The organism is Leucobacter sp. M11 (genome assembly GCF_035726885.1).
In the GTDB taxonomy this organism is placed as follows: Bacteria; Actinomycetota; Actinomycetes; order Actinomycetales; family Microbacteriaceae; genus JAPFRB01.
This window is the reverse complement of the sequence record NZ_JAPFRB010000006.1, coordinates 104,009-115,871: the sequence shown is the minus strand read 5'-3', so window position 1 is coordinate 115,871 and position 11,863 is coordinate 104,009. Positions and strand designations below refer to the sequence as shown.

The 11,863-nt window shown below is 66.5% G+C and carries 11 protein-coding genes; 6 read left to right on the top strand and 5 right to left on the bottom strand.

What is annotated here, in order from left to right:
* Together OOT08_RS17565 and OOT08_RS17560 are read left to right on the top strand one after the other, a co-directional pair.
* Positions 1–463, top strand: a 463-nt coding sequence (locus tag OOT08_RS17565; RefSeq protein ID WP_325094155.1) for a hypothetical protein, incomplete at its 5' end; no start/stop codon positions are given.
* Positions 464–635: 172 nt separating this feature from the next.
* Positions 636–914, top strand: a complete 279-nt coding sequence (locus OOT08_RS17560; protein ID WP_325094153.1) for a hypothetical protein — start codon at positions 636–638, stop codon at positions 912–914.
* A gap of 87 nt (positions 915–1,001) precedes the next feature.
* Here the strand turns inward: OOT08_RS17560 and OOT08_RS17555 are convergent, their stop codons facing one another.
* From OOT08_RS17555 to OOT08_RS17545, 3 genes are read right to left on the bottom strand one after another with little or no spacing between them, the layout of a single operon-like run.
* A complete protein-coding gene (locus OOT08_RS17555) occupies positions 1,002–1,829 on the bottom strand; it encodes a CPBP family intramembrane glutamic endopeptidase (protein ID WP_325094151.1) in 828 nt (275 codons plus the stop codon).
* Positions 1,830–1,876: 47 nt separating this feature from the next.
* Complete coding sequence (locus OOT08_RS17550) at positions 1,877–2,179, bottom strand: hypothetical protein (RefSeq protein WP_325094150.1); 303 nt, start codon at positions 2,177–2,179, stop codon at positions 1,877–1,879.
* Between the two features lie 33 nt (positions 2,180–2,212).
* Positions 2,213–3,805 carry an ABC-F family ATP-binding cassette domain-containing protein gene (locus tag OOT08_RS17545; RefSeq protein ID WP_325094148.1) on the bottom strand — a complete coding sequence of 531 codons (1,593 nt, stop codon included), beginning with the start codon at positions 3,803–3,805 and terminating at the stop codon, positions 2,213–2,215.
* A 129-nt stretch (positions 3,806–3,934) separates the two neighbouring features.
* On the opposite strand from OOT08_RS17545, the gene OOT08_RS17540 reads away from it, so the two are divergent.
* From OOT08_RS17540 to OOT08_RS17525, 4 genes are all read left to right on the top strand, one after another.
* Positions 3,935–5,455: an APC family permease gene (locus tag OOT08_RS17540; protein ID WP_325094146.1), complete on the top strand. Its 1,521-nt coding sequence runs from the start codon at positions 3,935–3,937 to the stop codon at positions 5,453–5,455.
* A 63-nt stretch (positions 5,456–5,518) separates the two neighbouring features.
* Positions 5,519–6,886, top strand: a complete 1,368-nt coding sequence (locus OOT08_RS17535; protein ID WP_325094145.1) for a flavin monoamine oxidase family protein — start codon at positions 5,519–5,521, stop codon at positions 6,884–6,886.
* A gap of 133 nt (positions 6,887–7,019) precedes the next feature.
* Positions 7,020–7,469: a tetratricopeptide repeat protein gene (locus OOT08_RS17530; RefSeq protein WP_325094144.1), complete on the top strand. Its 450-nt coding sequence runs from the start codon at positions 7,020–7,022 to the stop codon at positions 7,467–7,469.
* Positions 7,470–7,623: 154 nt separating this feature from the next.
* Complete coding sequence (locus OOT08_RS17525) at positions 7,624–8,055, top strand: hypothetical protein (protein WP_325094143.1); 432 nt, start codon at positions 7,624–7,626, stop codon at positions 8,053–8,055.
* A 1,011-nt stretch (positions 8,056–9,066) separates the two neighbouring features.
* Here the strand turns inward: OOT08_RS17525 and OOT08_RS17520 are convergent.
* On the bottom strand, positions 9,067–11,388 hold the full coding sequence (locus OOT08_RS17520) for a UvrD-helicase domain-containing protein (protein WP_325094142.1): 2,322 nt from the start codon (positions 11,386–11,388) through the stop codon (positions 9,067–9,069).
* Positions 11,388–11,863: hypothetical protein (locus OOT08_RS17515; protein ID WP_336638359.1), on the bottom strand; the 476-nt coding region annotated here is incomplete at its 5' end. The genes OOT08_RS17520 and OOT08_RS17515, both read right to left, overlap by 1 nt.

The following is an 11,863-nucleotide window of genomic DNA, read 5'->3' as shown; positions in this document are numbered from 1 at the left end:
CTGGCTCGTCGCGCTCGGGGCCGCCACCGCGACCTTCCTCGTCGTGGCGATCCCCACCGACCTGATTGACACGCCCCTGTTCACCCGGGAGGTGCCGCCGACCTGGTGGTCCGTGCCCGTTCTCGCGCTGAGCGCCGCCCTCACCGGCCTGCTCGTGGCGACCTATGTGCGCTCCCCGCTCGCCGGTCAGCCGACGAAACCGAACCGTGCGGGATTCATCGGGGCCGTCGTCACGTTCTTCGCGGTGGGCTGCCCGGTGTGCAACAAGCTGGTCCTGCTCGCCCTGGGTTCCGCCGGGGCCATGCAGTTTTTCGAACCGGTGCAACCGTTCCTCGCGGCGCTGTCCCTCGGGCTCCTGCTCTGGGCACTGCTGCGCCGCATCTCCCAGGAGAACGCCTGCTCGCTGCCCGTTGCCGCGCCGGCGGAAAGCGTAGCGGCCGTCGCGGCGCAGCTACCCCGGTAGCGCTCCTGAGCGGCGAAAGCTCACCCCCTGCTTCGGGTGATGCGCCTGACGTTCGCCGGTACGCTGTGCACACCGCGGTCAGGACCCGCCGTCTGGCCTGAACGCTCTCAACGGGGGCTCGACAAATCGATTCCCCGTTTACGGGTGACGGATACCGAAGGGTTTAGGTGACATGAGCAGCACCAACACGAGAATTCGCACCCCCGCACGCGTGGAGGGTGTCGCCACGCTCGCGCTCGTTGCGCTGACCATTCTGTGCGCGATGCTCCTGGGGCCGCTCTGGCTCCTTGCCCCGCTCCTGCTCTCGGCGGTCATCGTGGGCAGCTGCGTTCGGAAGATCTGGCAGCACGGCCCAGATATTCTGCTGATCGCAACGACCGCGGTCAACTCCCTCGTGTTCGCCTTCGTCCTCACCTGGCTGATCGTCACCGGATTCACCGGGGTTCGCTAAGCCGTCTCCCTGCGGGGTGAGCGGGCAGGGGGTCCGCGCGGAGAACCAGCCAGAGCACCGGCAGAGGTGTCGCCAGAAGCACTTCCGCTAGCCCAGGAAGAACGGGATCGTGCCCGGATGGTGCGCGTTCACGATGGCGAGGAACACGATCGCGTCGAAGAGCAGGTGCACGATGAGCACGTAGCCGAGCGATTTCGTCTTATCGAAGAGGTACCCCTGCAAGAGCGCGAAGGGGAAGGTGAGCAGCGGGCCCCAGGACCGGTAGCCGAGCTCCCAGAGGAACGAGACGAAGATCACGGCGGTGAGCAGATTTGCCGGCCAGAGCGGCAGGTGCCGGCGCAGCAGCGCGAAGGTGATGCAGATGAAGAAGAGTTCGTCCCAGGTGCCCACCGCGTTCACCCCGACAAAGAATCGGGCGAGCTCTCCCCCATCCACGAGCGACGGCCAGTTTTGGTATGCCCCGGAGCTCACGAAGTAGAACGGCAGGATCAGCCAGCCGAGGACCGGCACGGCAATGAGGTACGCGATCTCGGCGCGACTCTTTTTCTGCCGACTGCGCCACGGGAAGCGGATGACGCGGCGGCGAAACACCAGCCGGTCGAGTGCGACGGGCACGATCACGGCGAGGGCGAGCACGGTGCCGATCCGGAAGAAACTCGGCCAGGACACGTCAGCGGCAACCGAGGTGAGCGAGACGACGCCGAGCCCGGCCCCGATCAGCAGGGTGTCCCGACCGAGCTCACGCGAGCCCGCGAAGCCGGTGAGGAGCGCCGCCGCCAACAGCGGATACCCGACGAGGTCGAGCTCGAAGCCGAAGAGGAACAGCGCGGCCCCCGCCAGGAGCGCGGCGGGCAGCAGGGCGGGCGGAGCGTTCCGGGCCGTTCCGGCCCCCGCGCTCGCGTCCGTGGTGTGCACGGGGCTATCCTACGGAGGATTTCCGTGAACGGTGGGGGCTACCTCCGTTACCCGCGAAGCGCCGCCACAACCTCCGCCAGGCTGGGTACCCCGCGGAGCCCGTCCGAGCTCGGATACACCCGGCAAGCAGGTTCGTGCACGCGCACGGTATCGGGGATGACATCTGAGCCGTTCACGAGCACCGTCGGTGAACCGCCGAAGGCACAGCGGGCATAGTCCGCCGGCTCCCGCATTTCCACGACCCGCAGCTCGGCGTCGACGATGCCCAGCTCGCGCAACGCGGCCCGCGCGACGGCTTCGGCCGGCCCGGCGTTCGGGCAGCCCTCGGTGATCAGGATCTCAACGCGCATGTCAGTACCCTGGCATCGCTGGCTGAGGGAACGCTACGCGGCCCGCGACACGATCTCGCCCGGGGCCGCCCCCTCGGCGTTGAACACGAGGGCGCGGTTGGCGACCTTGTCGGCGAAGAAGCGGTCGTGACTGACCACGACGACGGCGCCCGGGAAGTGCACAAGCGCGCGCTCCATGACCTGCGTGCTCGGCAGGTCCAGGTGGTTTGTCGGCTCGTCGAGCACGAGTACGGAGGCCCCGGAGAGCAGGCACTGCGCCATCGCGACGCGGGCGCGCTGCCCGCCCGAGAGCTCCCGGATGCGCTTCTTCTTGTCCGCCTCAGAAAACTGGAACATGTCGAGGAAGCGGCCAACCGACTTCTTCGTCGCGGTGAGCGCGAGCGAGTCCGGGTAGGCGTTGACCGCGTGGCTCACGGTGTCATCGACGTCCAGCTCCTCGAGAACCTGGTTGTAGGAGACCACCTTCGCGCCGCCCGCCCACGAGATATCGCCCGAGTCCTGGCGTTCCTCCCCCGTGAGCACCCGGAGCAGGGTGGACTTGCCCGAGCCGTTCGCGCCGAGCACCACGATCCGGTTGCCGCGGCGGATCTCGAAGCTCAGGTCGCGAAACAGGGTGCGCTCCCCGTAGGACTTCGTGAGGTCGTTCACCCGGCAGAGCACGTCCTTGACGTGCAGGCCGCGGTAAATCTCGGTGATGATTTCGTCGACCGGGCGCGGGGCGCGGCTCTTCTTGATGTTCGAGAGCTGTCTGCCGAGCCCCTTGCCGCGGTTCTTGGCCGCCTCGCGGCGATCCGCGATCCCCTCGGCCTCGAAGGCGAGCAGCTCGGACTCGTGCTTGAACTGCTGTTCCAGGTTCTTCAGCCGGAACTGTTTCTCGATCAGGTACGCGGCGAAGTTGCCCGAGTACTCGTGCAGGTGGAAGTTCTCCACCTCCACGATCCGGGTCGCGATCTGGTCGAGGAAGGTGCGGTCGTGCGAGACGATGATGGCCGCGCCGCGGAAGGTGCGGAACCAGGACTCCAGCCACTCGACGCCCGCCACGTCGAGGAAGTTCGTGGGCTCGTCGAGCAGCAGGATGTCCGGCTCCTCGAGGAGGATTTTGGCGAGGGCGGCGCGGTTGCGCCACCCCCCGGAGAGGTCGTCGATCGCGTTCACCCGGTGCGCTTCGGAGAAGCCGAGCACCGTGAGCGCCTGGTCGATCTTGCGCGGGTAATCCCAGCCGTCCAGCTGCTCCATCTCGGCGAACAGCTCCGCCTGGCGATTGATCAGCCGGTCCATCTCGTCGGCGTCCGGGCCGGCGGCGAGCGCCTGGTCGATCGCGTCGAGTTCGGCCTGGACGGCGTGTACGTCGGCGAAGAGCCCGTCGAGCACCTGGGTGATGGTGGCGGTGCCGTCGAGCTCGGAGAACTGGGAAAAGTAGCCGATCTTGAGCCCGTCTTCGACGGTGACGGTGCCGGAGTCGGGTTGGATCTGGTCGAGCACGAGCTTGAGGAGGGTGGTCTTTCCGGTGCCGTTGCGCCCGATCAGGCCGACGCGGTCGCCCGTTTCGAGGCGGAAGTGAGTCTCGCGCAGAATCTGCGCGTTCTCGTAGCGGACGGTGACGTCGTTCAGCCGGACCAGGCTCATGCGGGTGCCTCTCGAATTGCGTGCGGGAAGAGTTCCCCACCCGTTTATCTTCGCGCATCGGGGGCCGCAGCGCTGACGCGTCGTATGATGAGCTCAGCCGCACCTTCACCGACGAAGAAGAGAACTCTCATGGCAAAGCACACGCTGGACAACGCCACCGATACCGGACACATCCATGTGGGGAAGGGCCTAAACACGGGCACCCTGGGCGTGGTGGGGTCAACGGTGATCGGTTTGGCCTCCACCGCTCCCCTCTATTCCCTGGCGGCGACGCTGGGGTATGTGATTGTCGCGATCGGCGCCCAGGCTCCCGTGGCGTTCATCGCGGCCTGCGTGCCGATGGTGTTCGCGGCGCTCGCGTATCAGGAGCTGAACAAGGAGATGCCGGACTGCGGCACGACGTTCGTATGGGGCACAAAAGCATTCGGGCCCGTGACGGGGTGGATCGGGGGCTGGGCCGTTGCCGTGGCCTCGATCATGGTGCTCGCGAACGTCGGCGAGATCACGGGGCAGTACTTCTGGTATTTGCTCGGCAACGAGGAGTTCGCGCAGAACCGCACGATCGTGGTCGTCACGTCGGTGTGTTTCATGGCATTGATGACGTTTATCAGCACGGTGGGCGTGCAGATCGGCGCTCGCCTGCAGATGACGATGATGGCCATTCAGTACGCCGCGCTCATCGCGTTCGGGGTGCTGGCCACGGTCAACGCGCTCAACGGCTCGAATCCCGGTTCCGTCGCCTTCGACTGGAGCTGGTTCAACCCGGCGGAGATCGGTTCTTGGTCCGGCTTCATGCAGGCGGTGCTCTTGTGCCTGTTCATCTACTGGGGGTGGGACTCGTGCCTCGCGCTGAACGAGGAGACGAAGAACCCCCGGAAGACCCCGGGCCGGGCCGCGCTCACCAGCATCGCGATCCTCATCGTGACCTATGTGGGGGTGTCGGTTGCGGTCATGATGTTCGCCGGGTTCGGGGACACGGGGTTCGGGCTGACGAACGAGGCGAACCTGGACGATGTGTTCACGGTGCTCCGCGACGTCCTGTTCGGGCCGTGGGGCTGGTTCCTGATCCTCGCGGTGCTCGTCTCGGCGGCGTCCTCCACGCAGACCACGATCCTGCCGACGGCGCGCGGCACCCTCTCGATGGCCGTGTACCGGGCGCTGCCGGCGAAGTTCGCGAGCCTGCACCCGACGTTCAAGACCCCGTGGTTTTCGACCACGATGATGGGGGCCGCCGCGATTGTGTACTACGTCGCCATGTCGATCATCTCGGAGGACGTGCTCGCCGACTCCCTTACCTCGATGGGGCTCGCGGTGGCGCTCTACTACGCCATCACCTCCTTCGCCTGCGTCTGGTACTTCCGGGACACCCTGCGCGACAGCGCCCGGAACCTGTGGCTGCGCGGCATCCTCCCGGCGCTCGGCGGGCTGATGCTCGGCTACGCCTTCGTGCAGTCGGCGATCGACATGATCAGCGTGGACTACAGCTACACGGTGCTGCTCGGCGTCGGCGGGGCCTTCGTGATCGGCATCGGCGCGATCCTCTTTGGCTTCGTGCTGATGGGGATCTGGTGGCTGCGTCCCGCTTCGAAGCCGTTCTTCCGCGGGGAGACCCTGAACCGGGACACCCCCGTGCTCGTCCCCGACGAGTAGGGGCCTCGCCCGCGCCGCGAAGCCTGACGCGTTCTCCTGCCCGATACACTCGGGCGCACACCCTTGCCTGATTGGAATCTCGTGACTCACCTCGACACCCTCGTGATCGGGGCCGGCGTGTCCGGCCTCACCGCCGCCCGTCTGCTGACCCAGGCGGGTCAGGGCGTCACCGTCCTCGAAGCGCGCGAGCGCGTCGGCGGCCGAACCTGGACCGATCGGAGCGGGGCGCAGCCCCTCGACCGTGGTGCCTCCTGGATCCACGGCGTGACCGACAACCCCGTCGCCGAGGCGGTGCGCGCCTTCGGCATGGCCGAGGTCGAGTTCACGGTCGGCAGCTATCAGGCTGGCGGACGCCCCATCGCCTATTTCGGGCCGGACGGTGCCCGGCTGAGCGAGGCGGCGGCGGCTTCCTTCATCGCCGATGTCGAGACGTTCAGCGCCGAACTCGAGGACACCATCGCCGGTTCCGCTCGGGGTTCCTCCTACGGGGACGCCATCGAGGACACCCTGCTGCGCCTCGAGTGGGCTGAGCCGCGGGCCGATCGGGTCCGCGAGTTCCTGCGGCACCGCGCCGAGGAGCAGAACGGGGTGGACGCCGACCTGATGGACGCGCACGGGCTCGACGAGGACGCCATCGACGGCGACGAGGTCGTGTTCCCCGACGGCTACGACCGGCTCGCGGAACACCTCGCCGCGGGTCTGGATGTCCGCCTCGGGCATGTCGTGGAGCGGGTGCTCTGGGCGAAGGAGGGCGTCACCGTCCTCACGGGCGAGGGCCTGTTCACCGCGGCCCGGGTCGTGATCACGGTGCCCCTCGGGGTCTTGACCTCTCCGGAGTTTGTCCTCGAACCGGCGCTGCCCGCCTCGCACGCGAAGCCGCTCGCGAACCTCGAGATGAACGCCTTCGAGAAGATCTTCCTCACCTTCCCGGAGCGGTTCTGGGACGAGGGGGTGTACGCCATCCGCCACCAGGGAGCCGAGGCCGACTGGTGGCACTCCTGGTATGACCTGAGCCGTGTCAACGGGAAACCGACGCTCCTCACCTTCGCCGCCGGCGAGTGCGGCAAGGAGATCCGGGACTGGCCGGCCGAGCGCGTCGTCGCCTCCGTGCTCGAGCAGCTTCGCCGGCTGTACGGCCCGAACGTGCCGGAGCCCACCGAGGCGGTCATCACCGAGTGGCACCGCGACCCGTTCAGCCACGGCTCCTATTCCTATCTCGCCGTCGGGGGCGACGTCGGCGACCCGGACCGGCTCGCCGAACCCCTCGCCGAGGGGGCGCTGCACCTCGCGGGCGAGGCCACCTGGGGAGACGACCCCGCCACGGTCACCGGGGCGTTCTTCTCCGGGCACCGCGCCGCCGAGCTCGTCCTCGGCCGCCCCGTCCCGATCAGCGACGCCTGGGCACCCCTGCGCGACGCCCCCTCCGCGTGACGGGCAGGAGCCCCGTGAGCACGCAGCAATCGCCGCCACCGCCGGCCCCGGGCATGAGCGATTCCGGCTGGGAGGCAAGCGTCGCCGCCCCGTGGGCGGACGAGTCGCTGAGCGACGAGCAGCGCATGACCGGATGCGCGCCCTCGCCGAGGCCGCGCCGCACCCCGCGCTCGGCGCGTTCGAGCTGGGCGGTGCCTACGATTCGGCGGGCCGAGAGGCCGAGGCCGACGCGCAGTACGCCGCCGCAACCCAGGCGGGGTTGCACGAGAAAGACCCGGACCGCTCCGCGCAGCTGGTCATCCAGCACGCCTCGACGCTCCGAAACCTCGGCCGCGTCGACGAAGCCATCACCATGCTGCGGGACGCCCCCGAGCACCCCAGCACGGGCGCGGCGCCCGCCGTCTTCCTCGCGCTCGCCCTGCACAGCGCGGGCCGCCAGGCCGAGGCGCTCCGCGTGGCAATCGAGGCCCTCGAGCCGACGCTCCCCCGCTATCGGAAATCGGTCCTCGGCTACGCGGCGGAGCTCACCGAGAACGAGCCGTCGCCCCCTCCCGGATCGGCTGCGCGCGGCCCAGCCACATGACCGAGGAACGCGCCGGGGACCCACGCCCCAGACACGGAGGCACGGCATCCGGTAAAATCGCGGTCGGCACCCACTGCGCTCGGGACGGGGCAGGACGCCCACCGCTTCCAGACCCGGGTGCGGAACGAATCCGCGAAAGGCTTGGGTGTTCAGCATGATTGTTTGGCCAATCCTCGGCGCGATCCTCGCTCTCACCGGGTTCGTCCTCTGGGTGCACTGGCTCCTGAAGCCCTCTTCCGCTACCTGGCCCCAGGGGCACCTGCGGGCAACGTTCCTGCACGGCATCCCCGCTGCCCTCGGCGGCTGCGCGATCGTCTTGCTCATGAACATCGCGGAGCAGCTCGGGGTCCCAGAAACCCTTATCACGAACGTCGCGGCGCTCCCCGTGCTCCTGGTGATCGCGTTCGGTCTCCTCGTGATCCTGGTCACCGCCGGGGTGCCCGCCCCGCCCTTCCTCGTACCCGGCTGGATCCGCGCCCAGGACCGCGAATGGCGCGCCGCCCGCAAGACCGTCCGAGCGCAACGCAAGCGCGAGCGGCAGGCCGCACGCGCGGCTCAGCGTGCGGGCGCTGACCGAAGGGGCTGAGAACTCTGCGTCGGCATCGTTGATTTGGCAGTGGATCACCGGGTTTTATAGTTCGTTGCTCCGCTCTCGTGTCACAGCACAATGCGGTGTGCCTCCCAGTCGCGGGCCAAGGAATGGCAGCGAGGCCTGCGGTAGCCGCCGACCCGGCCTCCGAGTGTCAGGATCTGCCGCACTGTCATCCGGCTGTCCAGCAGACTGTTTCGCGTCAAGCCACCCGAAAGCCACCTCTTGGATCAGTCGTTGTATTTCCTCAGGACGTGAATATCCAGCCATGCCCCCGTTCCCTCAACTACATCCTGTCTGGCGCACTCGAAGAACACGAATCGGCGAGCAGAGCAATTGACCCCATCGCTTTCGCATGGAACGCGCCACATTTGTCACCGGAGTCGGTCGAGGCAAGGATCTCTGACCAGTGAGCGCTGACGGTCTTCTGCGAACCGTGTGGCCCGTGTACCGGTTCACCTGCCCCTCGTGATGCTCGAACCAGACGAGGCTCGCGGGCAGATTCCAGTGCACGCAAGAGAGACTCCACCAGTGAACGTTGATGCCCTTCTTCTCCAGGATCGTGAAAACCTTCACGAAGCCTCGAAAGAGCTGTTGAATGAGTGCTCCCCTCAGTCGGCCGCCCGTGTCTTCCTGGTCGTTCGAGGGTCGCCCTAGTACAGTGCGAAGCGTACCCGTAAGAGAGTCTCTTCCCGATCCAGCGTCACCTCGTTGGCACGAGACAGAGCCGGTCATCACGCGCGCAGCCTCATGGGCAATCCAACGAGGCAGCGCAACCTCTCATCGTCGGGAGCTCAAGGGTACTACCGATTTCAAGCGCATGACAACGACCAGCCCGTGTCCGCTCAACACGGGTTAGCAGCTGGCGGGTCCGTTCATCTTTCCCTGTCTCGCCTCGCTGGAAAACGGGCAGCTGACTCTGCCCGACGTCATGCGCTGAGGTAGTCGCCCAGCTCGGAGATCAGGGCTTTGAAGCCCTGCCGTTTCTCCTGGCTGATCCTTATGTGTTTACAGAACTCGGGGCGCCGTTTCCCCCGGCTCACGTATTTCGTATTCCTCCAGCTCATCGTCCCCGTGGGCAAGGGAGCCCTCGAGCAGCGTCGATGCGTCACCTTTCCAGGACACAGCAAGCACGTCGCGAGCTCGGCTCGCGGCCACGTAGAGCAGCGACCGCTCGCGTAACAGGAGGTCGTTCGCTTCTTCTCTGGCGAGGCGGTCGGTCAGCCAGGCCAGCGGCATCGAACTCTGGGAGACGTCGAAGAGCAACACGTGCGAGAACTCCATCCCCTTCGCGGTGTTCATCGTGAGCACCACAGGTCGCGACTCGTTCCGCTTCGCGGCGGTCAGCAGCACCGTTTCGACGCCCCGCTCGTCGAGTCGCTGCCGAACAAGCTGGGCGGTCTTGTTCGTACGCACAAGAATCGCGATTGTCCCCGGGTTGACACCGAGCTCGTCCCACTCGCAGATCAGCTCCGCGGCCTGGTCGTACTGCTCCGCATCTGTGGCCGCAGGGCGGAGAATTGGCCGTGGTCCCAGCCTCGCGGAGCGATATCCGTCGAGCCCTTCCCTCTCGGATTCGCTGTCCTGATACTCCGCACCATCGAGCACTCCGAGCGCGAAACGGAGATTCTGCTCGGTCGTACGGTAGTTCAAGGTGAGACGGCGCGAGCGTCCGACGATTCTGATCCCATAGCGCGACAGGATCACCTGGTGGCCATAGATACGCTGGTGACTGTCCTCAGCGATGAACAAATCGTTGGGCCCCTCGGGAACGATCGCGCGCAGCAGTTTCCAGTGCGACGGGGTGAGATCCTGTCCCTCGTCCACCAACACATGATCGGCAAGGCCCGTTCCTGCACCCGCGGCCGCATGTTCGCGCTCCAACCACGCGGCTCCGATCTCGGCGACCTCGGCGAAGCTCAGCCGCCCCAGAGCTCTCCCATTATCTCGGTAGTGCTGCACGATCGACCACACCTGGGCACGTTTCTTCCGGTCCAGTGCCACCCCACGGCCTGGACGGCGCACCGTGAGATACGCTTCCCGAGTGGTCAGCCGCAGCGGCAGGATGACCTGCAGGTACTCGGCTTCGAAGAACGTCGGATGCAAGATTTCCGTAGGCAGCTCGGTGTCTACGTCTTGCACAGCCTCCTTCCACCCGTCACTGTTCGGGCGGTAGGTCGCCCCGCGATCCACGCGATGGCCGAGCACCTGCTGGGCGACATCACCGAAGTCCACACCTGCGCGGTCACGTACCGATGCGGCGAGCGCATCGATACCGCGAACCTGGATGCCGGCGTCCCCCAGCCGGTCATTGAGTCGCACCTCAGGGTTCAATCGCTCGAGGTCCCGGCTCAGATTTGCGGCGAGGGCGCGAGTGAAGGTCGTCAGCAGGATCCGGGCTTGGGGGTGCTGGTGCTGCAGATGATTCGCGCGGTGCAGGAGCACCACAGTCTTGCCCGTCCCGGCCCCGCCGGAGAGCCGGAAGGCCCCGTTAAAGTTTCTGGTCGCATACTTCCGTTGCTCCGGGTGGAGAAACACACGCCAGGCCGAGAAATCTTGCCCCTCGATGGCGCGGCGAAGTTCGTCGGCCCCGTCGATGGGTTTGAACTGCATCTGTGAGGCGGGGTGGGCGAGCGAACGCACCAGTTCCTCGTCCTCACTGTGCTCCGTGCCCTCGGTGGTGCGCCCAGACTCCGTGTCAGCGTCAAAGCCGAGGTCTTGCCGGATCTGGTGCACCGCGTCGCCGACAGCGAGGCCGAGCAGCGCAGCGGACTGCCACTCGTTCTCCATCGTGTCCGCGAGCTCCAGGATGTCTTCGGCGGTCACCGCGGCCATGAGCTCGGCCGCCAACTGAGGCGTCAGTCCCAGCTCCTCGACCAGATCAGACTCACGGTACTCAAGCTCCACCAGCACCCGCTGGGCCGGAGCCTTCAATGCTTCGGCAGAACTCTCAGGGGCCCTCGAATATTGCGCAACACGCGCTGACATACTCGGCGCGCCCACTTCAATGAGCTCCGCGACCCCGTTGACGGGGTTCACACGAAGGACCCGATTCTTCGCTCGTGCAATCGCCTCGTCGTGTTCCCAGGTACCCGCATACACATAGGTTTTCTCGGTTTCCCCGGTCTCGAGCAGATATAGCACTGCGCGAAGCCCCAGGTCCACTCTCCCAGTGCGGGCGCGTTTATCCGCAGCATTCACCATCTTTTCGATGTGCAGCCCGACGCTCGTGTCATCCTCAGTGAGCTTCGTGAGAAAGCTGAGGATTTTCGCCCGCACATCTTTCTCATGATTCTGGTCCCGGACCTTGGTCATCACAATAGTTGGCACTAGCGTTCCGTCCCTTCAAGCGCGCTCATGATACTGTCCGGGTCCAGCCCGACCGCCACCCATCCCTGACTCGCAAGATCCTCGTGGTCTTCAGCGGAGAACTCACCCGCGCAGACGTGCTGCTCGGGCCACGAGAGCAGCACAGGAATCCCGTCGCCCAGTTCCGTCCCGACATCCGGAGCAGGAAGTGTGGGGATTGCAGCAAGCGAGCGCAGGAGCTGGCGCTCCTCTGGCGCCAAGGCATGCAGTTGCGCAAACTCCTCCGTCAGCATGGGACGCCACTCTGTCGGAGCGTCCGCGGTGGTTGGATCAGGCCCCAGCAGATCCAGGGGAGACTGCCCGACGACAGCGTCATCTCGGCGGGTGACCAGGGCGGAGTACACCCCGATGACGGGTTGATGGCTGCCGTGGGATACCCCGAGGACGTTGCTCAACCGCAGCCACAAACGCCACGAGTCGTCGAACTGCGCGGACT